A 25,340-nucleotide genomic window follows, 5' to 3' on the forward strand; every position below is an offset into this window, starting at 1 on the left:
GTGATTATTTTAAAAGAATCTTGGAGTTACGATTCTGTCTGATTTGTTGAAAATATCAAAGCGAAGAAACACTTCGTAGGAGCCATCACTATATTGTTCAATATTGGTTGACTGATAATCATAGGCGACACCTGCAAAGAAGTTTGGTGATACTTGGAAACCGGCCAAGGCACTTATAGATGCACTCCATCGGTAGGAAGCTCCAAGTGTAAATTTTTCATTGATCAAAAAATTAGCGGAAAGGTCCCATTGTAGGGGAGAACCACTTACATACTTCACCAAGGTGGCAGGTTTGAATTTTAAATTGTTGTTTAAATCAAATACATAGCCTGTGATAAAATAATAATGTAGGCGTTCGAATGCAATATCATTGGTATTGACATTTTCCAAAGTGCTTTCATCAAAATGTTTTGTATTTAAAAAATTCGGAACAGATAAGCCCGCATAGAATTTATCAGTATTTAGATATAATCCTGCACCAATTTGCGGTTGTAACTTGTTGTCCACATTGGTTTGAAAATGAGGGTCTAGTCCATTGAAAATTGTCAATTTGCTATAATCAACATCTAACATGTCCAAACCAGCTTTTAATCCCATGGATAATTTTGTGGCGTAGGAAAGGTTTACGGAATACGAATAATCGACCACCACATTGGATTCAACTGCCGGACCAATCCGATCATATACAATGGAAAGGCCCAATCCCATATTATCGTATAACCCAATTGGGGAGTTCACTGTAAATGTGCCCGTTTCTGGTGATCCTTCAAGGCTTACCCATTGTGTTCTGCCCAAAAGGCCAAAACTCAATACCTCTCTATTACCGGCATAGGCTGGGTTTACTACTTGGGTGTTGTACATATATTGCGTGTACTGGGAATCTTGTTGTGCCATAGTGTTATATACGGCTGATAGAAACATTATTGCTAAGAAATAATAGCTTCTATATAATTTTAGATGTATCATCTTTTCTATAAATTCTTGGTTCTTGAATTTTAATTTGTGTGCTCTGGTTAATCCCTATTTATGTACAGGTATCCTGAATAATTATTTTCTCCTGGGTTTTCATCACTGGTAAAGGTCAGTATGTAGAAATAAGTACCACTAGGAAGCTCTCTTTCTTGTTGTAATGTAGCCCTGCCTTCTGAAATGCCATAGAATAGATTGTTGCCCTGTCCATAATTATTGATTTCATAGACTTGAACACCCCAACGATTAAATATTTTCAAGTTGTTATCCGGGTAATTTTCTATTCCAAGGATTTTAAAATAATCGTTCATTCCATCACCGTTCGGTGTTATACCATTGAAGATTTTGAAATCAGAGCCTCCACCTGTAAATTCACAGTAGGTTGACACATTGATTGAGGTAATATCATTTTCTTGGTAGCTATTATCATCGGAGTTATCGAACACAGAATAGGTAGAATCCAATATATCTGCAATAGCAACAGCTTGGTTATCTACGAAAATGCCATCTATATCTTCAAGGGTCAAATTATATGTTGCTGTATACAGCCACTCTTCTCCTGGTTGTAGGATACCGTTCTCGGTTTCTTCTGTGATTGTCAATTCTGGTAAGGAACCTCCAAGAAGTTCATCTTCTACCACTACATTTTCTAGGTTGAGTATTCCTGAATTTATTACCCTAAAACTGTAGTTGATACTGTCATCACACCCATCAAAATCAGCATCCACACCTTCTCCAGTTTTTATAATAGCTATTCCATACAAGGGAGTTCCATCCCCATCGCCACCCCCATCACCTGGGCATGCATCATTGGGAACTAGGGTGTTGGTAGCATCATTTTCGAAGTTGCTATCATCGTCGGATAAATCACCTATTTGGATATCTAAACCTACCAGTTCAGCGAGTACTGTTGCTTGATTTATGACAATTTGATTGTCAATATCCACTTGTTTAATGGGGTAAGGTGCTTCATACACCCATGTTTCATCTATAGACAAAATTCCATCATTATTATCATCTGAATCATTTATTGGCCCTAATATATCTTGACCTTCAAATAATTTTTCGTCGTTTAAGATAAGTCCAGTTAAATCTACATTTCCAGTGTTTGTCACCGTAAATGTGTATAATATACTTTCAAAGCATCCATCCGCATCGATGTCGACCAAGGTGCCTTCTTTTATCAATCCAATACTCGCAGATCCTTCTGTACAGGCATCATCGGGAACCGGTGTAATGGTATCAGCGTTCTCATTTAAGTTGTCAAAGTGTGATAGGTCGGAGACAGAAATCTCCGTATTTACAATTTCGCCGATCACCTTGGCCTGATTTTCTACTGAACCATTGTTAATATCGACTTGCTCAATAGCATAAATGGCCTGATAGGTCCATGTTTCGCCTACGGAGAGAACACCGTCTTGGTTGTCATCCGAACCATCAATAGGTCCGGGCACTTCTCCATCAAGAAGTTCATCCTCCAAGACTATCTCGTCGATGTCCACATCTCCGGTGTTGGTAACGGTAAATGTATATAGTATACTTTCCAAACAGCCGTCAGCGTCGATGTCCACCACAGTACCTTCTTTTATCAATCCAATACTCGCAGATCCTTCTGTACAGGCATCATCGGGAACCGGTGTAATGGTATCAGCGTTCTCATTTAAGTTGTCAAAGTGTGATAGGTCGGAGACAGAAATCTCCGTATTTACAATTTCGCCGTTCACCTTGGCTTGATTTTCTACTGAACCATTGTTAATATCGACTTGCTCAATAGCATAACTAGCCTGATAGGTCCATGTTTCGCCAACGGATAGGATTCCATCCTCATTTACATCCGAACCATCAATAGGTCCGGGCACTTCTCCACCAAGAAGCTCATCCTCCAAAACTATCTCGTCGATGTCCACATCACCGGTGTTGGTAACGGTAAATGTATATAGTATACTTTCCAAACAGCCGTCAGCGTCGATGTCCACCACAGTACCTTCTTTTATCAATCCAATACTGGCAGATCCTTCTGTACAGGCATCATCGGGGACTGTTGTGCGGGTAGGCGCATCTTCAAAAAGGTTATCAAAGTGGGATAAGTCGGATACGGAGATTTCTGTATCCACGATTTCTCCGTTCACTGTAGCCTGATTGACTACGACTTCATTGTCTATATCTACTTGTGTTATGGCATAGATGGCCTCGTATATCCAAGTTTCCCCAACTGAAAGGACACCATCATTATTATCATCTGAACCATCAATAGGTCCAGATACTTCTCCACCAAGAAGCTCATCCTTCAAGATTATCTCGTCGATGTCCACATCTCCGGTGTTTGTGACTGTGAAAGTGTACAAAATGCTTTCAAGGCATCCATCGGCATCGATGTCCACCACAGTGCCTTCTTTTATCAATCCAATACTGGCAGACCCTTCTGTGCATGCATCATCAGGGACAGGTGTTCTTGTAGGCTCATCTTCCAACAAACTGTTATTGTCGGACAAATCTGAAACTTGAACGTCAGCTAAAGTAAAACCGGTTGCAGTTGCTTGATTAATTACCGAGGCATTATCAATATCTTCTTGGGTAATGGCATAAATAGCCTCATAGACCCATGTTTCACCAACTGATAGAATACTGTCATCATTTTCATCTGAGCCATCTATGGGACCTGGAACTTCACCATTTAATAAAGGATCTTCTACCAGTATTTCCAACAAATCTACATCCCCGGTATTTGTAACTGTGAAGGTATATAGTATACTCTCTAAACAACCATCATTGTTCACATCTATCAACACACCATCTTTTATGAGGGCAATTGATGGATTTTGACAATTACTTATATCCATTATGGTAGGGTCATCTTCTGATACACTGTCATCATCCGATAGGTCTTGTATCACAGTGGCATCGCCTTGTAGGGTAGCCGTAACGGTGGCCTGATTTATAATTTCCCCTTGATTTATATCTTGTTGGTTAATACTATATTCAATTTGATACAACCATACTTCATCCAAGTCTAGGATATTGTCATTATTATCATCTCCCGATACTGGCCCCGGGATTGGGTCTTCACCAATAAGCGGGTCAATGATTTCTATATTTTCAAGTGGTATTGTCCCTTCATTCGTAACTGTGAACACATACAGAAGAGCATCACATCTTGGTTCAGCATCGGGTAGCAATAGATATGCCCCTTGTTTGATTAAACCAATGAAATTTGGAGGACAATGGCTAATATCTGTTAAAGTAGGATCATCTTCAAGAACGCTATCATCATCTGAAAGGTCTTCTATTTGAATATTAGTATTTTCAATAGTAGCTGTTACCGTAGCATGGTTTACAATTTCTCCTTGAATTTTATCTGCCTGTGTAATATTATATTCTATTTGATATACCCAAGTTTCATCCAAGTCTAGGATATTGTCATTATTATCATCTCCCGATACTGGCCCCGGGATTGGGTCTTCACCAATAAGCGGGTCAATGATTTCTATATTCTCAAGCAGTGTTGTCCCTTCGTTGGTCACTGTAAAAACATAGAGGAGAGCATCACATCTTGGCTCCGCATCTGGAAGCAATAAAAATGTACTTTGCTTGATGATAGCTATATCCGATTCACAAGGTTCCAAACTTATTAGAATATCGTCGCTTACTTCATTGACAACAGCTCCACTTCCTTGAACCTCGGCTGTTACATTTGAAGTACCATCAACAAAACCGTTATCGATATCATTAAGAGTTATTTCATATAACACTGTATAGACCCATATTTCACCAGGATCCATCACACCATCATCATTGAGATCACTATCAGGGGCTTGGGCTATTTCTCCCAAAAACTCATCTTCCAAAACTATATTTTCAAAGACCTCACCTAAATCACTTTCATTGGTAACTGTAAATGTATATTCAATAAAAGCACATCCTCCATATATTCCTGCGGCATCTAGTGTTACCGCTGTCTTAACCAACGATATTACTGGAGCAAATGGAATTGTATTGCTGGTAATTGAAGCAATACCTTTTTCTTTTAATGGAAAGTTTATGTTATTCGCACTAATTTTTATATTACAGGAAAAAAGTATGAAGAATAAAAGTGCAATGAATTTCCCCTTATTAATTGAATCAAGTTTATAATACATGGCTGGAGTATTTTGATATCGATATCATTAATGGTTAATTTTTTTGGACAACTACACTAGTATTGGATAGGATATTGTTGTCTTTTTAAACAACATACTATTGTTGTAATTCAAATACAGAAAGTTGTTGCCTATATAAATTTGGATGCAAATGTCTAGGAAGATGATCAAGAAATAGGGCATGACTTATTGTATACCCCTTTTTAATTGATGGATGCCATATATGATCTGACAGAATATTTCAGTGAAACCTTTAACAAGAATAAATCGTAAGTTTAATCTTTGTACTATGAAAGTTTTATCTAGCGTATTTTGACCGTTGAGATTCGATCCCTATAGATTAAATGATATAAAATGCTAGTAAAGAGTTTCTTTTAAATATTGGGCTGTATAGGATTTCTTATTCTTGATAATTTCTTCAGGGGTACCTTCAACCACTAAATTCCCACCTTTTTCTCCACCTTCGGGACCAAGGTCAATGATATAATCGGCACATTTAACAAGTTCCATATTATGCTCGATTACAATCACGGAGTGTCCTTTATCTATAAGTTCATCAAAAGATTTCAGGAGTTTTTTAATGTCATGGAAGTGCAATCCAGTTGTAGGTTCATCAAAGATGAATAACGCCTTTTCCTTGGTATGCCCTTTTACCAAAAATGAAGCAAGTTTAATGCGTTGTGCCTCACCACCGGATAGGGTGGAAGAGGACTGTCCTAAAGCTACATATCCTAAACCTACATCTTGTAAAGGCTTTAATTTGGTTACTATTTTGTCTTGTTTGTGGTTGGAAAAGTGTGCAGTGGCCTCATCAATGGTAATAGTTAGGATGTCGTCAATATTTTTTCCTTCAAACTGAACCTCCAAAATCTCTTTTTTGAAACGCTTGCCATTACATACGTCACACTCCAGATGCACATCGGCCATAAATTGCATTTCCACAGTGATTTCACCTTCACCTTTACATTTTTCGCAGCGGCCACCATCTACATTAAAAGAAAAATGCTTGGCTTTATATCCGCGTAGCTTACTCAGTTTTTGAGATGCAAAAAGGCTTCGAATATCGTCATATGCTTTTATATAGGTAACAGGATTAGATCGGGAAGAACGACCAATAGGGTTTTGGTCTACGAATTCCACATGTTTTATGTGGGCATATTTTCCATCTATTGCCGTGAAGTGACCTGCCTTTTCTCCATATCCACCAGTTTCTTTTAATATGGATGGATACAATATTTTCCTGACCAAGGTGCTTTTTCCACTACCTGAAACTCCAGTAACCACGGTAAGTACATTTAAAGGAAAAGTAACGTCTATATTTTTTAAATTGTTTTCTCGGGCTCCTATTATTTGAATGTAATGTTTGGAGTTTCTTCGTTCTTTGGGAACTGCTATTTCCATAGAGCCATTAAGGTAAGATGCTGTTAACGAATCAGATTGGAGAATGGTTTCCCAATCTCCTGCTGCGACGACCTTGCCGCCAAGGGTCCCTGCTTCCGGCCCAATATCTATAATCTCGTCGGCAGCTTTCATAATATCCTCATCGTGTTCCACTACAATAACGGTATTGCCCAAATCCCGTAACGATTTGAGAACTTCTATCAAATTTTCGGTGTCCCGTGGATGGAGTCCAATACTGGGTTCATCCAAAATATACATGGACCCTACCAGACTACTCCCCAAAGATGTAGCTAGGTTTATACGTTGACTTTCTCCACCAGACAATGTATTGGATTTACGATTAAGGGTAAGATAGCTCAAACCAACCTTCTCCAAAAAACCTAAACGTGTACTGATTTCCTTGAGTAATCTTTTGGCAATTGTAGTGTCGTGGTCAGAAAGTTGTAACTCTTCAAAAAATGGGGTGAGTTTATTAATGGGCAATTCAATTAAATCAGAAATGGATTTACCTCCAACCTTAACATAATCTGCTTCTTTTCTAAGTCTTTTACCGTTGCAGACAGAGCATCTCGTTTTTCCACGGTATCGAGACAACATTACCCTGTTCTGTATTTTATAGCTTTTTTCTTCTAGCTGTTCAAAAAACTTATGTATGCCAATAAATTGATCATTACCTTCCCAAACCAATTGTTTTTGTTCTTCAGAAAGCTCAAACCACGGTTTATGTATTGGAAAATCGAACTTATACGCTGAGTTTACCAATTGGTCACGGTACCACCCCATACTTTCGCCACGCCAAGGAAAAATTGCATTTTCATAAACCGATAGTGCTGTATTGGGAATCACAAGATCTTCATCGATACCTATAACATCTCCATACCCTTCACATTTTGGGCAAGCACCGTAAGGATTGTTAAAACTGAAAAGATGCACATTGGGTTCCAAAAACTTCATTCCATCCAGTTCAAACTGATTACTAAAGGTTTTTACGGCTCCAGTTTGAAGATTTTCAATGGCGCATTTACCTTTTCCCTCAAAAAAAGCATTGTCCACGGCATTGGCCAACCGATTGTAAAAATCCTCATCATCCTTTACAATAATTCTATCCACCACCAAATCAAACTTTCTTCCTATATCTTCTGGAGCCTGATCAATTCGGATCACTTTACCATTATATTTTATACGTGCATATCCCTGTTTGGAAAAAAGTTCCAAAGACTTTAAAGGTTCCCGTTCTTCTTTTATGGTAATTGGAGCCAACAATAACAGTTTGCTCCCTTCGTTCAATCCCTTAATATATTGGATAACATCGGTTACGGTATGTTTCTTTACTTCTTTGCCAGAAGTAGGGGACAAGGTCTTTCCAATACGAGCGTACAACAATTTTAGGTAATCGTAGATTTCTGTAGTGGTGCCCACCGTAGATCTAGGGTTGGTGGAATTCACTTTTTGCTCAATGGCAATGGCTGGGGCTATACCTTTAATATAATCCACTTTTGGCTTGTCCAGCTTTCCCAAAAACTGTCTTGCGTAGGACGATAGGCTTTCTACATATCTGCGCTGTCCTTCGGCGTAAAGCGTGTCGAATGCCAAACTAGACTTCCCAGAACCCGATAAACCAGTGATAACCACCAGTTTATTTCTAGGTATAACAACATCAATATTTTTAAGATTATGCAGTTTGGCACCTTTAATAATAATATTCTGCTTAGGATCTACGTTTATATTGATTGCCATTTGTTAAAATTAGGGTCTCAAAGATACGATACACCACACTTAATACGTATATTGTAACAGTTAACATATAAAAATCGTCAACTCACAACATAGATTTTAGGTAGCCTCCCTGTTTATCTATATTTGAAGTGTAATTAAAATCCTGATAGGCCTATACAGAATAATTACTTTTTTAAAGATTAAAAACTGAATAACTAAAGTCTTCCTTTAAAAGGATAGACTGTGATTTTAACCCAAAAAAAAAGTAATTTGTATGGAACAACTACAGATTAAAGACTCGATTTTAGTAAAGAACTACATTGGCGGAGACGAAAAGGCTCTAGAAATCCTGATTAACAGGCACAACCAAAGAATCACTAGCTTTATTTACAGCAAAGTATTGGACAGAGATGTTGCAGAGGACATCTTCCAAGATACTTTTATCAAAGTAATAAAAACTTTGAAAAGAGGAAGCTATAGTGAAGAAGGCAAGTTTCTACCTTGGGTAATGCGAATTGCACACAATTTGGTAATAGACCATTTCCGCAAAAACAAAAGAATGCCCAAATTTGAAGGCAGTGATGACTTCAACATCTTTTCCGTAATAAAAGATGAAAAGCTGAATGCTGAGAAACAAATCATCAAAGATCAAATCGAAAGTGACCTAACACTTCTGATCGATGAACTTCCAGACGATCAAAAAGAAGTGCTGATCATGCGAATCTATAAGGACATGAGCTTTAAAGAAATATCTGAGAATACAGATGTTAGTATCAATACTGCTCTTGGAAGAATGCGATATGCATTGATCAACCTTAGAAAAATAGTGGAGCGTAGAAATATCGTTTTAACGAATTAATAAAGCATTACGACGAAACCTGCAATATTTTCAATCTAGCGCCGTTATACAATGGAAACAATTACTTACGCTAGAATATGGAAAACATTTACTCTGAAGAACAAAAATCCGTAAAAACGGTAAAAGCTGGTCAGAAAACAGTTGATTTCTTACTTAGCTTTTCAAAATCGATTCATGTAGTTGACTACAAAAAACATCAGTTTGAAGTAACATTGAATTAATTTAAGGACCAAACTGACGAAAAGAGCCGCAATTAGCGGCTCTTTTTGTTTTTATAATACTCGTTGATCACCGATTTACGTCCAATGGTACTGGTTATTATGTCTTTTTCCAAATCCCAGCCACGAGCAGGTGAATATTCCCGTCCATACCATATCATTTGAAGATGTAAACGATTCCATATATCTTTAGGGAACAAACGTTTGGCATCTCGTTCGGTTTGTACAACATTTTTGCCATTGCTAAATCCCCAACGGTACATTAACCTATGTATGTGTGTGTCCACAGGAAAGGCTGGTATTCCAAAAGCTTGTGAGACCACAACACTGGCCGTTTTATGTCCCACGCTTGGAAGTTCTTCCAACAAAGCTATATCCCTGGGTACCTTGCCATTATATTTTTCAATCAGAATTTTGGAAAGACCATAAATACCTTTGGATTTCATAGGGGATAGACCAACAGGTTTGATTATTTCCCGTATTTCTTCTTCTGATAGCTTTACCATATCGTACGGATTGTCCGCTTTTTCAAATAAAATCGGAGTAATCTGATTTACACGTACATCGGTACTTTGTGCAGATAGCAATACCGCTATCAACAAGGTATATGGGTCCTTATGATCTAATGGAATTGGTATGGTAGGATATAGTTTATCCAAGGTGTTGATTGTAAAACCAACCTTTTCTTGTTTGGTCATATTTGTTTAGCTTTGTTTGTCTGAATATTAAACAATTAATTCAAGAGCAACATATATGAATATGTTAAAAGTAGGAGATAAAGTACCTGATTTTTCAGGAAAAGACCAAGACGGGAACACAATTAATTTAAGTGATTATACAGGAAAAAAATTGGTGGTTTTTTTCTATCCTAAAGCCAGCACACCTGGTTGCACAGCAGAGGCTTGTAATTTGAGGGACAATTATAAAGAATTGCAAAAACAAGGTTTTGAACTTCTTGGAGTTAGTGCCGATTCAGAAAAAAGACAATCTAACTTTAAGAATAAATATAATTTCCCTTTTCCATTATTGGCAGATGAGGACCATAGGGTAATCAACACCTTTGGTGTATGGGGACCTAAAAAATTTATGGGTAGAGAGTATGATGGAATCCACCGTACCACCTTTGTGATCAACGAAGAGAGTGTTGTGGAAAAGGTCATTGAAAAAGTTAAAACCAAAGATCACGCCGCCCAACTATTGGCGTAAAAAAAAGTTGTCTAAAAAGTATTGAAATACGTTATTCTGAACTTGTTTCGGAATCTCATTATATTGATAAACAAAATGTTATGAGAACCTGAAACAAGTTCAGGTTGACAAAAACCAACTTTTTAGACAGCCTCTTTTATTACTCTTTCTCTTCAAGAAGCTTTCTGGTAAACAAGTTCTTTTCCTTTATAATTTCTGCGATACCTTCGGGCAGTTCCTTTTCCCACCCTTCATCTTTATTTATAATTTTTTTGAGTACGTCCCTAGAGAAAATATGTAGTACATCGGGATCATAATCAATAATATCCATCACCTTTCCATTGTACTTAAAGAATTTGTACAATTCTTTCATTCTTGGGTGTACCTTAACATTGTTACTGGTAAGTACTTGCCCTGTCTCTGGATCCTTCATAGGGTAGAGGTACACCTTTAGATCTTTGAAGAACAGTTTTCCAAAAGCTTCCAAAATACCACCACTTAAGTGTCGGTAATATTTTTCATCGAATACATCCACCAGGTTACTAACACCCATGGTTAATCCAATTTTAGCTTTGGTATAATTATTAAAGTACTCCACCAGTTTATAGTACTCTTGGAACTTGGATATCAGAACCGTATGCCCTAAAGAGCATAAAAGTTCCGCCCTATCCATAAAATCGTGCTCATCAATTTCCCCAGATACTTTTAGGTTGGAAAGGGTAATTTCAAAAACAACAATTGTATTTTCATATTCTACCGTCTGTTCACGCACAAAAATATCGTACGATTTTTGGAACATATCCATGTTCACTTTGGTAACAGGTCTAAAACTGCCCCTTAATGCCAATATGCTTTTTTTATAAAGTACTGCAGCGGGCAATAAATTATTTCCGTCTGGACCAAACATGACCGCATCGGTCATATCATTTTTAATAAGTTGAAGGCTCATCAACCTATTATCAACATCCGTAAAGTTGGGACCTGTAAAATTGACCATATCAATCTCCAACGTATCATGGTCGATATGATCATACAGGTATTTTAAAAGCTTTTTAGGCTTATGAAACTTAAAAAATGCGCCATAAATCAAGTTTACACCTAAGATTCCCAGTGTTTCTTGCTGTAACCTCGCTTCATTTTGTTTAAAACGGATGTGCAATACAATTTCATCGTATTCCTTTTGATCAGGATCTAATTGAAAACGAAGACCAACCCATCCATGACCTTTGAATCTTTTAGAAAAATCGATAGTGGCCACTGTGTTGGCATAGCTAAAGAACAAATAATCTGGATTACTATCCCTACTGATCCGTTCTTCGACCAACCGCATTTCGTGATCCAACATCTTTTTTAAACGGGATTGTGTAACGTAGCGTCCGTCTTCTTCGATGCCATAAATAGCATCACTGAACGATTTATCGTAAGCGCTCATCGCCTTTGCAATGGTTCCAGAGGCTCCACCAGCCCTAAAGAAATGTCTGGCAGTCTCTTGTCCTGCGCCTATCTCTGCAAAGGTTCCATAAATATCTGGGTTCAAATTTATCCTAAGGGTTTTTGCCTTTATGGAAGGAATATTTTCAAAAGCATTTTCTTTGCTTGGTACGCTGGGCATATGCGAATTATTAAAGTACGACAAAGTTACACTCTTCAATCAATCTATTAAATAAATAAGTTATAATTTTGATTTTAATGGATGATAAGATGACCATTACTTTTTTGGGCACGGGCACTTCGCAGGGAATCCCAGTTATTGGAAGCAATCATCCTGTATGTCTAAGTACCAACCCTAAAGATAAAAGATTACGTGTTTCTGTTCTTGTTTCTTGGGATACGTATAACTATGTGATTGATTGTGGCCCCGATTTTAGGCAACAAATGCTTGCCCATCCTATAGATAAATTAGATGGAATTTTGTTTACACACGAACATTCCGACCATACGGCCGGTATAGACGACATTCGCCCCTTTTTCTTTAGACAAGGAGATATTCCCGTTTATGGACATCCAAGGGTTATGGATTCGCTCAAAAAACGTTTCGATTATATTTTTGCAGATGAAGACCGTTATCCTGGCGCACCTGCCGTACAGGTTTTTGAAGTTGACAAAGATCAAAATATTCAGCTTGGGAATTTGGACGTGGTACCCATTGAAGCCTATCACAATAGACTACAAGTTTTTGGATACCGATTTGGTGAGTTTGTGTATATGACCGATGTTAAAAAAGTAGAGGAAGAAGAAATCAGAAAAATAAAGGGAGCCAAGGTTTTAGTGATAAACGCATTGCGTATAGAACCGCATCATTCCCATTTTAATTTAGAGGAAGCGCTAGAGTTTGCAGAAGAAGTAGGGGCAGAGAAAACCTATTTTACACATATTAGCCATATGTTGGGGTTTCATGATGAAGTTGAAAAAATGCTGCCCAAAAACATACATTTGGCCTATGATAACCTACAATTGAATATTTAAGACCTATGAAAAGTAAAATTTTTCTGTACCTATTTGTTTTTGCCCTGTTACTGGCCCTGTTCCAATTTGTAACGGGGAACAATATGCAAGAGGCATTGACCACCGACGTTAACCAATTACAAACCGAGGTGGAAGAGCTTAAGGACTCCTTGCAAACAATGCACCTTAAAGTATTGGACATGCAGTACTTTACGTTGGAGAACAATGATGATGCACTTGCATATTACGATCACTTGAACTTGGAAAACCCCTCCTTGTATATCCAAGATAAATTATTGGAAACCAATGAAAAATCTGGTGACAACCCCTTAATTCCTTACGAAGGAATGGAAAGCGATTTTAAGATAAATAAGATTAAGGTGCTGAACCATAAATGGATATTGGCCGATTTTTCCGACGGTAAATATTGGGGAGACCTTATAATAAGATATGAGCTTAAAGATGACTTGAGTGTAGATTTTACCTTGGCCGAACATTTGCTTTATGCACCACAGAATTATTAGTACTACTTCTTCAATTCAATCCAAACAAAATAGTGGTTAGTATAAATTCCAATAGGGCAATCTAATTGTATTGGCATGTTTAAGAAGTTCCTTTATGAGGATGAATTCCGTAACAATCTATAAATGAAACCTATAGATGTGCTTCTAACCATTTTTTTAATGAAAAGAAATTCTGCTGGGAAACACCATGGCCCACAGGAAATTCTTGATAAGAGGTAGGGATGTGCAAAGCCTTTAGAAACTCCGGTGCTTTTTGAGCCCATTCCAAAGGAATAACTTGATCAACTTGGCCATGGGATACATAAAAGTTTAGCCTACTATGGTCTTTACCTATATAATCATTGGTCAAAATATTTTCATTGATATAGCCACTTAGGGCAACAACATTCTTTACTTTTTCCGGATACGATAAGGCTACTGCATAACTTAAAATGGTTCCCTGACTAAATCCTAAAAGGGTGATGTTTTCCTCATCCAGATTATACGCTTCAATGGCTTCATCAATAAATGCCATAATTTTATCCCTCGACTCCTTGGCCTGGTCATCATCACTCCATTTACCCTGTTCGGCATCAAAATTAATAGCGTACCAAGCATGGCCAAATGGCTCTAGGTCATAAGGAGCCCTTAAAGATAAAACCATGAATTCTTCTGGTAGTTCCGATGCAAAAGAAAAAAGATCTTCTTCGTTGCTGCCGTAACCGTGGAACATAAAAAGCGCCGGGATTTTACCAGAAGTGATAGAAGAGGGTTTAAGTAAGTATTTTAATGATAAAGGTTTTGGGGTCATTCTTGTATTTTATAATATAAATTTAAACCATTGTTGAAAGTATTTGCCCAATAGAGGCAACGGTTTTGTTGTTTCACTTAAAACCTGTAGAAAACCATATACCCAAATAATAAGGTAAAATATATAAATGGGAATAAAGAGGTATGCCAATCCAGTATAGGTAATCAGTATTGCCAAAGCATGAAACAAAACATGAATTCCAAAAGCTTGCCGAATGTGGAAACGGGCAAAAGCATTCTTAGGTTCAATGTTCATGGTAATAGCTATCAAACAGCCAATTATGGTAATATATGAGACAATAGCTGTGGTTTTCCCTGGTGTGGAGTTACTCATTATAATGTACTTTGTTCGTTGTTGATGATTCCATACACCCTTCCTTTTAACTTGGAACCCAAGAACATGCTGTTTTTAGAAGAAGAAAGAATGTCTTTTGTGTCAAAAGTATATTCACCTTCAGGGTTGAACAGGGTTAAACATGCATTGGAACCTTCTTTTAATGTAGGTGTTTTTACTTGAAATCGCGAACGTCCTTTGATCAACAGGGATATGGTTTCTTCCAATCCAAAAATGGCATTCAATCCACCAAATGCTGATTCCAGTCCTAAACTTCCGCTTTTGGCATTATCAAACTCAACACGCTTATGTTCAATATCTAGCGGAATATGGTCGGAGGTCACATAATCTATGGTGCCTTTTTTAACACCTTTGATTAATGCCTTACAATCCGATACGGTGCGTAGGGGAGGTGAGACCTTAAAGTGCGTATCAAAACTATTTAGCGTATTATCCGAAAAAAATAGATTATGAACTGCCACACTACAGCTTACGTCCAATCCTTTATTCTTGGCATCGGCAATAAGTTTTACCGAGCCTGCAGAAGAAATTGTGGGAATATGGAGTTTCCCCCCTGTATATTCCAAAATAAACAGGTCTCGTGCAATCTGTAATTCTTCCGCCAAGGCGGGAATACCTTTCAGTCCTAATTTTGTGGAGATTTCTCCTTCGTGTACTACACCTTTACCTTTTATATCACCATCTTGTGGAAAGGAATATACCAAACCATCAAAATTTTGGGCATAAAGCAATGCTATTTTAAGCAAATTGGGATTTGAAATCTGTTTTTTAAAATCATAAAACCCAACTGCACCCGCATTTTTCATATCGAAAAGCTCAGCCAGAGCAACTCCTTCCGAATTTTTGGTCAGTGAACCAATGGGGTGTAGCGTGGTTGCATTTCCAAGTCCACGTTCTTTCAAAAATACAATATCAGAGCTGGTATCTGGTACTGGATGCGTATTCGGATTCAGAACAATATCGGTAAACCCACTTTTACCTGCTGTATAAAGACCGTTTGCAATGGTTTCACGTTCCTCATAACCAGGTTCTCCAAAACTTACGCTGCTATCGAACCAACCGAGGGATACATGTAGATTATTTTTTTCCACCACTTTGGTATTGGATGTGGTTTCTAGGGAGACACCAATTTTCTCAATGATTCCTTTTTTTATAAGGATATCACGTTTTTTCAAATGAAGTTCCTTGTTCTCCGGGCATACAATTTTTGCAGACTTCAGCAGCATGTTCATGTAACAATTTTTTGAATGATAACCTCCAGTAGTGCCAGAAGCAACGCTAAAATAACAAACCATTTCCAATATGCGGTAATGTTGTTCTCCGTTTCCAAATATTCAAATAACGCTGGAATGGATTCCATGGTATTTATATTTTCCAATGTTCCTATATCAAGATATTTGAGCAAACTTTCGGTTCTGGGATAATTAAAACTAATATTTTCCAATGGTTGTTCGTTTTTCAAAATGGAATAAATTCCATCTACCACTGGGTTTTGGTCAAATGTAAGCCGTACACGGTTCGGAAAACTTTGTTGTAAAGGAATAAAACCATGGTTTTCTTTTGAAACTTTCAAAATGTCATCGGTGTCTATTTGAACAGCAATGTCAACTGTTGAGACACTACCAAGGGTTTGGTAGGGCTTTGGCAATTGTAGACTGGATTGTGCCATATTATAAAAAGTGGGCACAATAAGTGGGGAGTTGATGAAATTGGAATTTTCCAACGCCAAGGGTGCCGTAAAAATAAACAACCCATTTTCCCCTGTTAAAAAGGAATCACCGCCCTCCATGGACAAGGCTATGGGCAGTGTTGACCGTATCCTAAAATGTTCTTTAACCGATGGGTATTGAAAATTGGTCACTCTCTGTTCAAACACATCACGGTACAATGGATGGTCAAAAGTTATGGTGGTCAACTCGGCGTTTGATGAAATTTTTTCAGTGAACTGTGTACTGGACACCGTAGATAAAAATGTATTGTATGAAGAAATATCACTGTTGATTGAAGGCACAATTATTAACGTGCCGCCATCGTCTTTAAAAGTGCGTAGGATATTTTGCAAGCTGGTAGGGATGGTTCCTAAATCATCTAGAATCACCACATTTTGTTCCGTTAAATTACTGTAATCCAACTGGTTTAAAGGATATTTCTGAAAATCGTATTCATTGCCACGAAACAATCGGTTCAGGTAATCATTGTCCGATTCACTAATGGCCAACACCTTTATCTTTTTGTTGGAATTAATATTGAAAAAGAACTGATTATCATACCCCAAGGCATTATCAATAATACTAAGTTTTCCATTCAATACTTCATTTAATGGAATGGTAAATTCAACTTCGGCATCTCCGGATGCCCTGAACGTGGCTCCCGTTTTAGCGATCAATTCATCATCATTATATAAGGAAATGGGCAACACCTCATTTTCTTTGCCTCCGGAAAGAAATACTTGAAGGGTTGCTTGTTCATTTAGACCCTCTTCCAAAAAAACGGAATCAATGGAAATATTTTGAATTTCCCGTGGTCGCATCGGAACAAAATGTGTCGTCAAAACTGAATCTAAAGCAGTGTTGCTTGCAGCTAACCTTTCTTGAAAATCGGAAATCACGATTAAGTTTTTTATGCTGCCTTTGTTTTGGGAAAACAAACTCGTGGCCTTTAAGCCAATTTCGTTTAGGTTTAACTGCTTAAAGGAGTAGGAGAGTGAGAGTAAAGCATTTTGGATATCGGCTTTCTGAACATTGGTAAATGTTTTTTCATTGGTATACAGACTGAACGCTGTTTCTCCATCAATATTTTTAAGTAAATCTTGCACTGCTTTTTCCAAAAGTGAAATACCGTTGGTATTCGCTTGCATACTAAACGAATCGTCCAAATAAATAACAGTTTCTTTTTCCTTAAGTGCTGAAACGGCAGAAGTGAAAGGTTGGGCAAAGGCAATAATAATGGCCGCAAGCAATAAAAGCCGTGTAAAAAGAAGCAACCATTTTTTAAGGGAGTTACTCTTTCTGGACTCCGAAACTACCTTTTGAAGCATGGCTACATTGGTAAAAGGTGTTTTGGTAAACCTTCGTAATTGAAATAAATGAATTAAAATAGGTATGACTAGAAGAAAAAGTGCCCAAAGAATTTCTGGATGTTTAAACTGCATTCCCATCATTGCTTAGTCAAAGATAGGCATTAAAACATTCTCATTTTAATGTTCATTTATCAATTGTTGCTGTTCACTACACAATACAGTTGTTCATTGTGGTGAGATTATTCTTTTTTGACATAAATGACTTCTTCAATAGTATGTTTGAAAAACATAAAAAATCTTAACCACCTATTTTCTTACGTCAACAAAAAAAGAAGTAATCTTCCATGGGTGATTGTCCCAACTTAGAAAAATAGACACGTATTTCTTTTTGGGCAGCTTCGTTGGCTACGGTAATAATGCTTTGGGGATTGTCCAAGTCTTGTAATGCTTCAAAATGAACCAATTCGACCCCATAAATACTTTTACCTATTTTTTTAGGATTATCGCAGAGCCATATAAATTCTAACCCTTTATTTATAAGGCCTTTTGCAATTTTTTTACCTTTAAATCCAGCTCCCCAAATTACCAAAGGACGACTGGTTTTATAGTTTAGTTTTAAAAAATAATGAAGTTTTATATCCAAAAAATAGTTTTGGGCATAGTGCTCGTGGGTGCGGGACGTACGTGTATCATAATCGCGCCAAAGGTGGAGTATTTGGTCACATGGAATAATTTTAAGTCCCTGTTCGTAAAAGCGAAAGGTGAGGTCGTAATCCTCGGGGTATCGATTAGGTTGAAACCCTCCACTTTTTTCAAAATCTTCTCGATAGGCCATCCAACAAGGAGAAGGAATTACACATTCCTTATAAATTTCATCGAAATTGTTTCCCCTTGAAGTTAACCGGTTTAACCATTGCTCATATCGTTCATAACCATTACTAATGCCCCGATTTGAAAAATACTGCACCTGTCCCACAGAAATGTGGCCTGTCCCATTTTCAATCAACGTATTTATCATGACTTCTAGTCGTTCAGGTTTCATAATATCATCCGAATCCATACGGGTCACAAAACTTCCACCACTGTGAGAATAACCAGTTTGAAGTGCTGGTATAATCCCTGAGCCCTTATTGTTAAAGACTTTTATGCGATTGTCTTTATTGGAGTAAGTGGAAAGTAGCTCAAAACTTTTATCGGTAGAATGGTCGTTTACCGCCAAGACTTCCCAGGCAGTATAGGTTTGATCTATAATGGAATCCAAACATTCGGGCAGAAAATGTGCGGTGTTTTTAAAGGGGATTATAATGCTGACCTTAGGTGTGTGCATATTTTTAAGGAACTTAGTTCCCGTCGCAAATTGTTGATTGGTTATAAAAGCATATTATTTGGTCTGTAGAGCCTTGTTTATCGCTTTTTTCACCATTACTTCCATAATCTCGTATCCAGCCTTTGTTACATGAACTTCGTCCGTTGTCAATTTAGAAGGAAGACCATTTCTATCATCGGCCATTTCGGAAAAATAATCCAAAAACATAACTTCTTTTTCTTGCGTCATTGTTTTGAGCATATTGTTAAGCTTCGGAATTTTAATATTTGGCTCCAGGCCGGTCCGCCATGGATAATCGAAAGCAGGAAGCACTGAGCAAACAATGGGACAAATCCCATTGGTTTCTGCCAATTCCACCATAGATAAAATGTTATCTCGAATTTGTTCCAAGGTCATAGGGCCGGTGTTCCCAGCAATATCGTTGGTCCCTGCCAAAATCACCACCACTTTTGGGTCAAGGGCCACTACATCTTGACGGAACCGCAGCAACATCTGAGGCGTAGTCTGTCCACTGATGCCACGATTAATATAGGGGTTGTCGGCAAAAAAATCAGGGTGAACATCTTTCCACATTTCGGTTATGGAATTACCCATAAAAACGACTCTATTTTCATCTTTTTCGGGTGAGGTCAATGCTATATTGGCCTCTTTGTACTTTTCAAGATTTGGCCAATCCTGAGCATTGATTTTCGTAGTGTTCGACAATCCTAAAAATGATAGCATAATCAATAGTAGTGTTCGTTTTTTCACCGTTTGCGAGTTTTGTTAAAAATAAAAAAATTATCTAAAACTGATGTAAACAAATAAGCGGTAGGATATAATTAAATCCTACCGCTTAAAATCATCAATTTGATTAATCAACTAGTATTTTGCGCTTTTCCCTTTGGCTTGGGTTCTTAAAATAAACGCTCTAATATCATCGTTGGCCGTTTTTAAATCTTCTTTTCTCAGATACATCATATGACCTGAACGGTAACCTTTAAATTCGAAACGGTCTTTCATTCTACCACTTGGATCTACTTGTGACATGGTATATTTTGCTGCAAAATAGGTGCAGGCACCATCATAATAACCAGATTGTACCAAAACATTCAAGTATGGATTTTGTGCCATGGCTTGGCGCAAATTGTCTCGAACATTATCATCACTGTTGTCCCAAGGGTGAACGGGGCCAAACATGTTGTATTTTATATCGGTCTGAAAATTAAGGTCTTCCTGTAAATAATAATTGATGGCAGGAGTAAAGCTATGTAACCAAGACGTCAATTCAGGAGAGTAATCTGGTCTAGTACCTGCCAAGGTTTTATCAATCCCTAAGTATCGACTATCCAAACGTCCGATAGTGAATCCACCTTTTTCCCTTAATAAAGCTTTCCAGAAAAATTGGGTGGGCACATCCAAATTATGATCCATAATATCTTTGGCATCCAATCCGGAGTAACGGGCCATTTTATTGGCAATTGCTTCACGTTCAGAATCAGCGATGAAACCACCTTTGGCAATGGCCGGGATTAATTCATTTATAGTAAATTCCTCTACTTCGGGCAACACATCCAATAAATCTTTGCTTTGCAAATCAGATGGTAAGGCCTTATGGTGCCAAGCTGCAGCAGCGAAATAAGGAAGGTTCAATGCGCTTGAAACAGGGTCGTCGTCGCGGAATACCTTATAATCTGCAGGAGATACCATTATTACTCCATTCAAATACATCCATTGTTGGTTTTGAAGTGCCAATGACAGCCCCATTACTCGAGTACCTCCATAACTTTCACCTACAATGTACTTGGGTGAATTCCAACGATTGTTACGGGTTACAAAAGTGCTTAACCATTCTGATAAATATTTAGTGTCAGCATTGATTCCAAAGAATTTTTTACGATCCACTTCCTTACCAGTTTCAGGAATGGTGCGAGAATAGCCCGTATTTACAGGGTTTACGTACACAATATCGGTAACATCCAACACAGAATATGGATTTTCTTTAACACCATATGGTTGCACGGGATAACCTTCGTCATCAATTTTTAGGATTCGAGGCCCGGTGTAAGCCAAGTGCATCCAAACAGAGCCTGAGCCCGGTCCTCCATTAAAAGAAATCAATAATGGTCGGGATGCTCTATCTTTTACACCGTTTTTGGTATAATAGGTATAATGCAGGGATGCGACTGGGTCTCCCAATTCGTCCCAAACAGGTTGTGTTCCAGTTGTGGCCGAATAATCCAATCTAGAACCATTGATGGTCACGGAATGTTGTGTGGTTACCGTTGTGTCAACGGGTAATTTTCTGCTTTGGGCAAAGGTCAATGACGTACACATCGCCACACCTAGTACTAAGAGTTTCTTCATTTTTAAGGGTTGAATTAGACTAGCTATAAAAATAAGGAATTTGGAGATTCTTATCTGATAAAAGCAATAAAAAAGTATGAAGAAGTATTCGATTGTTCCTTCATTTCTAAATTTAACGGTCTTCATTAAATCCAAAATCCAAGAAATACTCACCATACATATTATGTATTTGAAAAAAACGCTGGTTCCCCTTGCCGTAGCTATAAGTTGAACTCTGTTATATTATTATCGGTGTCAAAAATATGGGGATAGTGTTCTTTAATATTTTTCTTCATGAACTCCAGTGGCACGTCCTCAAAGTGTCCGTAATCCGCAGTATATTCCATAAATCGTGTTCCAGAACTGTTATACGCTTGTAAAAACGAGTGGTTTTCCCCGTCAAATTCCAATGGCTCTACGTTTAGTTTTTTGCACAGGGTTTTGTTGAACGCAGGTGACATTTTCAACCATGTATTATTGAGAAAAACATTTACCATTCCATGGGGTGTAAGTTCGTTGGAACCAAATTTTTCCATCAACCTATCCACGGCAATGTGGTTCTTTACCTTCCCCAAATGGAGTCTGGCAGGTATCCGCATCGCCCTGAGCCCAGCAATCAACACAATTGACTTTTCCACACAATTCCCGGTAGATTTCTTGGCAATGATACTAGCCTTAAAATTCTTTTTAGACAGACTTATGCTGTAGGGGTCATATTTCCAATTATCCCGTACTTTGATGTACAGACCAATTGCTTTTTCCTTATCCGTTAATGATTTCCCTGTAAATTCGGATATAAGTGATTGAACTGAATCACTTTCAAAATCAAAGAAGTAGGAAGGTGCCAAGTATTTCATGTAATTGTTTCTCCTTTTAAGATAAGGTTTATGTACTTATAATGAAACTATACTCATTTTATAAATAATGCATCAGGTGGATATTTCATAGTAAGATACGCTTAATTCAAAACCGCTCAAAAACACCCAACCCAAACAACGCAAAATCATACTTTACAGGATCGTTGGCATCCAGCTTTCTTAGGTTTTTATCCAGTTCCTGTAATGCTTTGGCATCGTTCTGTTTACGTTTGAGCAATTTTAGTTTACGTGCCACATTACCCGAGTGCACATCCAAGGGGCAGGAGAGTTTGGCAGGGGCAATATCCTTCCAAAGTCCAAAATCCACTCCAGTAGCATTATCGCGAACCATCCAGCGTAAAAACATATTTATTCGCTTGGCCGCCGAACCTTTGTTGGGGTCGGAAACGTGTTTTTGGGTCCTATTTGGATGTGGCAATTCAAAAAATACTTCCTTGAACTCGGAAATAGCGGGCTGCATAGAGTCTTTTGTCTGATGCTCAGTAAAAACAGCCTCCAAACCGCCGAGGTTTTTATAAATGTTTTGCAAACTGCTTACAAAGTAAGCAAGGTCTGATCCATTAAAAGTCCGATGCACAAAAGGGGAGAGAAGTTCCAAGTCGTCCTTCGAATGGTTCATTACAAAATCGTAAGGAGAGTTGCCCATCATGCCCATGAGTTTTATGGCATTGTTGATAATACTTTTACGATTGCCCCAAGCAATAGTGGCCGTTAAAAATGCACTGATTTCAATATCTTCTTTCTGGGTAAATCGGTGTGGAATCTGTATGGGATCAGCTTCCAAAAATATGGGGTGATTGTATTCCAACACTTTGGCATCCAAAAATTCTTTAAGTTCTGCTTTGGTCATATCAATCTTTGGAAACGATCAAACCATCCACCATAGTGAGTTTTCTGTCCGCCATATCGGCAAGCTCCAAATTGTGGGTTACCAGCACAAAGGTCTGCCCAAATTCGTCCCGTAGTTGAAAGAACAGTTTATGAAGATTGTCCGCACTTTCAGAATCTAGATTTCCACTGGGTTCATCTGCTAAAACTACAGATGGTTTGTTCATTAGCGAACGTGCAACGGCAACACGCTGCTGCTCACCTCCAGATAAAGCATTGGGCTTGTGATGATAGCGTTCCTTCAACCCTAAAAAATCCAACAGTTCTTTGGCACGTTTTTCTGCCGTTGCCCGTGGTGATTTTTTAATGAATGCTGGAATACACACATTTTCCAATGCAGTAAATTCAGGTAACAACTGGTGAAACTGGAAGATAAAACCAATATGTTCATTTCTAAACTGCGCCAAACTCTTATCGTTGAGTTGATTTACATCGGTATCATTTATCAATAGAGCACTTTCACCCTTATTTGTCGGAGTATCCAAGGTGCCCAAAATTTGTAATAAAGTGGTTTTTCCTGCACCCGAGGCACCAACTATGGAAACCACTTCCCCTTTTTTTATTTCTAAATCGACCCCTCGCAAAACCTTGAGATCTCCGTAACTTTTTTGAATATTTGTGGCCTTTATCATAAATACAGCTTCGGTGATCGAAGATAATCATTACAGTTGTATCACAAAGATCGGAGTTTTCGAATAAAGTTCTGATACTTATTTCGACTAAGCTGAAAAGAAATAGTTGATACATTCAAACAATTACACTTAAATATTGTTTAATTTTGATTCAAAATGAATAAACAGAATAATTTGGATTTCGAGGTTGCTATTTTTGCCGGAGGTTGTTTTTGGTGTACCGAAGCTGTTTTTCAACGGCTTGATGGCGTAGTGGAAGTGATATCCGGTTACACGGGAGGAAATATAAAGAATCCAGCATATAGGGAAATATGTACGGGCCGAACCGGACATGCCGAAGGAATTAAAATCACTTTTGATTCAACTAAGATTTCCTATGAAGAACTTTTAGAAGTGTTTTTTGCAACACATGATCCCACAACCTTGAATCGACAAGGAAATGATGTAGGTACCCAATACCGGAGTGAAATTTTTTATACAAATCCAGAGCAAAAACAAATGGCCGAGGATTTTATCCAGCTTTTGGAAACAGAAAATGTGTTTAAATCTCCCATAGTAACAGCGGTTTCTGAAGAAAAACCATTTTATTTCGCAGAAGAAGAGCATCATGATTATTACAATGCAAACAGGCAACAACCATATTGTCAAATAATAATTGACCCAAAAATTAAAAAATTGAACAATTATTTTTCAAAAAAAGTAAAGCATGGCACCATATAGACACCTCGAAGAGTATAACATTGAAATTACCAATGAGGTTAAAGACCATTTCTCCAAAATTGTGGGTGATATTGGTGAAGATGTTACCCGGGAAGGATTGATAAAAACTCCGGAACGTGCAGCAAAAGCTATGCTATTCCTTACCCAAGGGTACAAGCAAAATGCGGAGGAAATCTTAAAAAGCGCCATGTTTGCAGAAGATTATGACGATATGGTAATCATTAAAGATATTGAGTTGTATTCTCTTTGCGAACACCATATGTTGCCCTTTTTTGGGAAAGCCCATGTAGCTTATATTCCCAATGGTCATATTGTTGGTTTGAGTAAGATTCCAAGGGTGGTGGATGTTTTTGCCCGCAGGCTGCAGGTGCAAGAACGTTTGACCCACGATGTTTTGGAATGCATTAACAATACGCTTAAACCCAAAGGGGTTGCTGTTGTAATAGAGGCCTCGCATATGTGTATGATGATGCGTGGAGTTCAAAAACAGAATTCTGTAACCACTACTTCTGGTTTTAGGGGACAGTTTGAAAAAATAGAGACTCGAAATGAGTTTTTAAAGTTAATCAGTGCTGATTTGTCATAATTGGTTTTTCCAATTGGGTCGGAATTGCTATTTTCCCCATATGACAGAAGAAAAAGACAATAAATATCGTAATCTCCTATTGGGTCTGCTTTTCGATGGTATTGGAATGTTGTCCTTTGTTATTCCAGGTATAGGCGAGTTTTCCGATATAATCTGGGCACCTGTTGCGGGATGGTTAATGACGCGATTATATAAAGGAAGAGTAGGGCAGGCCGCTGGTTTGATCACTTTTACAGAGGAATTGGTTCCCGGTATGGACGTGATTCCCACCTTTACCTTAACATGGATCTATACTTATCTTTTGAACAAAAAAAAGAACAACAAGTAACCAATGTCCCCTGTTGTTCCTTTAGATGAATCTGTTGTTC

Annotated in this window: 22 protein-coding genes; 7 read left to right on the top strand and 15 right to left on the bottom strand. The window is 37.9% G+C overall.

Going from position 1 to position 25,340, the window contains the following annotated elements; translation table 11 throughout:
• Nucleotides 1-9 precede the first annotated feature (9 nt).
• The 3 genes from MWU56_RS02305 to uvrA form a co-directional block, all read right to left on the bottom strand.
• The gene (locus MWU56_RS02305; RefSeq protein WP_262917767.1) at nt 10-966 is read right to left on the bottom strand and encodes a type IX secretion system membrane protein PorP/SprF; all 957 of its coding nucleotides are present in this window, start codon (nt 964-966) and stop codon (nt 10-12) included.
• Between the two features lie 47 nt (nt 967-1,013).
• Nucleotides 1,014-5,105, bottom strand: a complete 4,092-nt coding sequence (locus tag MWU56_RS02310; RefSeq protein ID WP_247041798.1) for a gliding motility-associated C-terminal domain-containing protein — start codon at nt 5,103-5,105, stop codon at nt 1,014-1,016.
• Nucleotides 5,106-5,462: 357 nt separating this feature from the next.
• Nucleotides 5,463-8,243 (bottom strand): excinuclease ABC subunit UvrA, encoded by a 2,781-nt coding sequence (gene uvrA, locus MWU56_RS02315; RefSeq protein ID WP_247041800.1) that lies wholly within the window; start codon nt 8,241-8,243, stop codon nt 5,463-5,465.
• Nucleotides 8,244-8,496: 253 nt separating this feature from the next.
• Here uvrA and MWU56_RS02320 point away from each other — a divergent pair, with 253 nt between their 5' ends.
• Complete coding sequence (locus tag MWU56_RS02320) at nt 8,497-9,081, top strand: RNA polymerase sigma factor (RefSeq protein ID WP_247041805.1); 585 nt, start codon at nt 8,497-8,499, stop codon at nt 9,079-9,081.
• A gap of 253 nt (nt 9,082-9,334) precedes the next feature.
• Here the strand turns inward: MWU56_RS02320 and MWU56_RS02325 are convergent, their stop codons facing one another.
• Nucleotides 9,335-9,997, bottom strand: a complete 663-nt coding sequence (locus MWU56_RS02325) for an endonuclease III domain-containing protein (RefSeq protein ID WP_247041806.1) — start codon at nt 9,995-9,997, stop codon at nt 9,335-9,337.
• Between the two features lie 55 nt (nt 9,998-10,052).
• Here MWU56_RS02325 and bcp point away from each other — a divergent pair, with 55 nt between their 5' ends.
• Nucleotides 10,053-10,505: a thioredoxin-dependent thiol peroxidase gene (gene bcp, locus MWU56_RS02330; RefSeq protein ID WP_247041807.1), complete on the top strand. Its 453-nt coding sequence runs from the start codon at nt 10,053-10,055 to the stop codon at nt 10,503-10,505.
• A gap of 139 nt (nt 10,506-10,644) precedes the next feature.
• Here the strand turns inward: bcp and MWU56_RS02335 are convergent, their stop codons facing one another.
• On the bottom strand, nt 10,645-12,096 hold the full coding sequence (locus MWU56_RS02335; RefSeq protein ID WP_247041808.1) for a TonB-dependent receptor: 1,452 nt from the start codon (nt 12,094-12,096) through the stop codon (nt 10,645-10,647).
• Between the two features lie 77 nt (nt 12,097-12,173).
• Here MWU56_RS02335 and MWU56_RS02340 point away from each other — a divergent pair, with 77 nt between their 5' ends.
• Nucleotides 12,174-12,950, top strand: coding sequence for an MBL fold metallo-hydrolase (locus MWU56_RS02340; RefSeq protein WP_247041810.1), 777 nt, complete (start codon nt 12,174-12,176; stop codon nt 12,948-12,950).
• 5 nt (nt 12,951-12,955) lie between these two features.
• Nucleotides 12,956-13,453, top strand: coding sequence for a hydrolase (locus MWU56_RS02345; protein WP_247041812.1), 498 nt, complete (start codon nt 12,956-12,958; stop codon nt 13,451-13,453).
• A gap of 130 nt (nt 13,454-13,583) precedes the next feature.
• On the opposite strand, the gene MWU56_RS02350 is transcribed toward MWU56_RS02345, so the two are convergent.
• The 10 genes from MWU56_RS02350 to MWU56_RS02395 form a co-directional block, all read right to left on the bottom strand.
• Nucleotides 13,584-14,243 (bottom strand): alpha/beta hydrolase, encoded by a 660-nt coding sequence (locus MWU56_RS02350; protein ID WP_247041813.1) that lies wholly within the window; start codon nt 14,241-14,243, stop codon nt 13,584-13,586.
• Nucleotides 14,244-14,252: 9 nt separating this feature from the next.
• On the bottom strand, nt 14,253-14,576 hold the full coding sequence (locus MWU56_RS02355; RefSeq protein WP_247041815.1) for a hypothetical protein: 324 nt from the start codon (nt 14,574-14,576) through the stop codon (nt 14,253-14,255).
• The gene (locus MWU56_RS02360) at nt 14,576-15,829 is read right to left on the bottom strand and encodes a dihydroorotase (protein WP_247041817.1); all 1,254 of its coding nucleotides are present in this window, start codon (nt 15,827-15,829) and stop codon (nt 14,576-14,578) included. Before MWU56_RS02360 ends, MWU56_RS02355 begins: the two co-directional genes overlap by 1 nt.
• The gene (locus tag MWU56_RS02365; protein ID WP_247041819.1) at nt 15,826-17,748 is read right to left on the bottom strand and encodes a BatA domain-containing protein; all 1,923 of its coding nucleotides are present in this window, start codon (nt 17,746-17,748) and stop codon (nt 15,826-15,828) included. The genes MWU56_RS02360 and MWU56_RS02365 overlap by 4 nt, the downstream gene beginning before the upstream one ends.
• A gap of 187 nt (nt 17,749-17,935) precedes the next feature.
• Nucleotides 17,936-18,943 carry a glycosyltransferase gene (locus tag MWU56_RS02370; protein WP_247041822.1) on the bottom strand — a complete coding sequence of 336 codons (1,008 nt, stop codon included), beginning with the start codon at nt 18,941-18,943 and terminating at the stop codon, nt 17,936-17,938.
• A gap of 54 nt (nt 18,944-18,997) precedes the next feature.
• Entirely contained in the window at nt 18,998-19,693 is a 696-nt protein-coding gene (locus tag MWU56_RS02375; RefSeq protein WP_247041824.1) for an SGNH/GDSL hydrolase family protein, read from the bottom strand.
• Between the two features lie 111 nt (nt 19,694-19,804).
• Nucleotides 19,805-21,289 (bottom strand): S10 family peptidase, encoded by a 1,485-nt coding sequence (locus tag MWU56_RS02380; RefSeq protein WP_247041826.1) that lies wholly within the window; start codon nt 21,287-21,289, stop codon nt 19,805-19,807.
• A gap of 200 nt (nt 21,290-21,489) precedes the next feature.
• Entirely contained in the window at nt 21,490-22,125 is a 636-nt protein-coding gene (locus MWU56_RS02385; protein WP_247041828.1) for a transglutaminase-like domain-containing protein, read from the bottom strand.
• Nucleotides 22,126-22,231: 106 nt separating this feature from the next.
• Nucleotides 22,232-22,996 (bottom strand): TIGR02757 family protein, encoded by a 765-nt coding sequence (locus MWU56_RS02390; RefSeq protein WP_247041829.1) that lies wholly within the window; start codon nt 22,994-22,996, stop codon nt 22,232-22,234.
• A gap of 1 nt (nt 22,997) precedes the next feature.
• Nucleotides 22,998-23,666, bottom strand: coding sequence for an ABC transporter ATP-binding protein (locus MWU56_RS02395; protein ID WP_247041830.1), 669 nt, complete (start codon nt 23,664-23,666; stop codon nt 22,998-23,000).
• Nucleotides 23,667-23,822: 156 nt separating this feature from the next.
• Between MWU56_RS02395 and msrA the strand changes: the two genes are divergently transcribed.
• The 3 genes from msrA to MWU56_RS02410 are packed head-to-tail and all read left to right on the top strand — an operon-like array spanning nt 23,823 to nt 25,300.
• On the top strand, nt 23,823-24,386 hold the full coding sequence (gene msrA, locus MWU56_RS02400) for a peptide-methionine (S)-S-oxide reductase MsrA (protein ID WP_247041832.1): 564 nt from the start codon (nt 23,823-23,825) through the stop codon (nt 24,384-24,386).
• Nucleotides 24,373-24,972, top strand: coding sequence for a GTP cyclohydrolase I FolE (gene folE, locus MWU56_RS02405; RefSeq protein WP_247041838.1), 600 nt, complete (start codon nt 24,373-24,375; stop codon nt 24,970-24,972). The genes msrA and folE overlap by 14 nt, the downstream gene beginning before the upstream one ends.
• Before the next feature lie 40 nt (nt 24,973-25,012).
• Nucleotides 25,013-25,300 (top strand): hypothetical protein, encoded by a 288-nt coding sequence (locus tag MWU56_RS02410; RefSeq protein WP_247041840.1) that lies wholly within the window; start codon nt 25,013-25,015, stop codon nt 25,298-25,300.
• Nucleotides 25,301-25,340: the final 40 nt, after the last annotated feature.

It is taken from the genome of Allomuricauda sp. F6463D (assembly GCF_023015965.1).
Classification (GTDB): domain Bacteria; phylum Bacteroidota; class Bacteroidia; order Flavobacteriales; family Flavobacteriaceae; genus Flagellimonas.

Excerpts from the sequence above, each read along its gene's own strand:
- MWU56_RS02305 (WP_262917767.1), bottom strand. The coding sequence starts at position 966 with ATGATACATCTAAAATTATATAGAAGCTATTATTTCTTAGCAATAATG.
- MWU56_RS02310 (WP_247041798.1), bottom strand. The coding sequence starts at position 5,105 with ATGTATTATAAACTTGATTCAATTAATAAGGGGAAATTCATTGCACTT.
- uvrA (WP_247041800.1), bottom strand. The coding sequence starts at position 8,243 with ATGGCAATCAATATAAACGTAGATCCTAAGCAGAATATTATTATTAAA.
- MWU56_RS02320 (WP_247041805.1), top strand. The coding sequence starts at position 8,497 with ATGGAACAACTACAGATTAAAGACTCGATTTTAGTAAAGAACTACATT.
- MWU56_RS02325 (WP_247041806.1), bottom strand. The coding sequence starts at position 9,997 with ATGACCAAACAAGAAAAGGTTGGTTTTACAATCAACACCTTGGATAAA.
- bcp (WP_247041807.1), top strand. The coding sequence starts at position 10,053 with ATGAATATGTTAAAAGTAGGAGATAAAGTACCTGATTTTTCAGGAAAA.
- MWU56_RS02335 (WP_247041808.1), bottom strand. The coding sequence starts at position 12,096 with ATGCCCAGCGTACCAAGCAAAGAAAATGCTTTTGAAAATATTCCTTCC.
- MWU56_RS02340 (WP_247041810.1), top strand. The coding sequence starts at position 12,174 with ATGGATGATAAGATGACCATTACTTTTTTGGGCACGGGCACTTCGCAG.
- MWU56_RS02345 (WP_247041812.1), top strand. The coding sequence starts at position 12,956 with ATGAAAAGTAAAATTTTTCTGTACCTATTTGTTTTTGCCCTGTTACTG.
- MWU56_RS02350 (WP_247041813.1), bottom strand. The coding sequence starts at position 14,243 with ATGACCCCAAAACCTTTATCATTAAAATACTTACTTAAACCCTCTTCT.
- MWU56_RS02355 (WP_247041815.1), bottom strand. The coding sequence starts at position 14,576 with ATGAGTAACTCCACACCAGGGAAAACCACAGCTATTGTCTCATATATT.
- MWU56_RS02360 (WP_247041817.1), bottom strand. The coding sequence starts at position 15,829 with ATGAACATGCTGCTGAAGTCTGCAAAAATTGTATGCCCGGAGAACAAG.
- MWU56_RS02365 (WP_247041819.1), bottom strand. The coding sequence starts at position 17,748 with ATGCAGTTTAAACATCCAGAAATTCTTTGGGCACTTTTTCTTCTAGTC.
- MWU56_RS02370 (WP_247041822.1), bottom strand. The coding sequence starts at position 18,943 with ATGCACACACCTAAGGTCAGCATTATAATCCCCTTTAAAAACACCGCA.
- MWU56_RS02380 (WP_247041826.1), bottom strand. The coding sequence starts at position 21,289 with ATGAAGAAACTCTTAGTACTAGGTGTGGCGATGTGTACGTCATTGACC.
- MWU56_RS02385 (WP_247041828.1), bottom strand. The coding sequence starts at position 22,125 with ATGAAATACTTGGCACCTTCCTACTTCTTTGATTTTGAAAGTGATTCA.
- MWU56_RS02390 (WP_247041829.1), bottom strand. The coding sequence starts at position 22,996 with ATGACCAAAGCAGAACTTAAAGAATTTTTGGATGCCAAAGTGTTGGAA.
- MWU56_RS02395 (WP_247041830.1), bottom strand. The coding sequence starts at position 23,666 with ATGATAAAGGCCACAAATATTCAAAAAAGTTACGGAGATCTCAAGGTT.
- msrA (WP_247041832.1), top strand. The coding sequence starts at position 23,823 with ATGAATAAACAGAATAATTTGGATTTCGAGGTTGCTATTTTTGCCGGA.
- folE (WP_247041838.1), top strand. The coding sequence starts at position 24,373 with ATGGCACCATATAGACACCTCGAAGAGTATAACATTGAAATTACCAAT.
- MWU56_RS02410 (WP_247041840.1), top strand. The coding sequence starts at position 25,013 with ATGACAGAAGAAAAAGACAATAAATATCGTAATCTCCTATTGGGTCTG.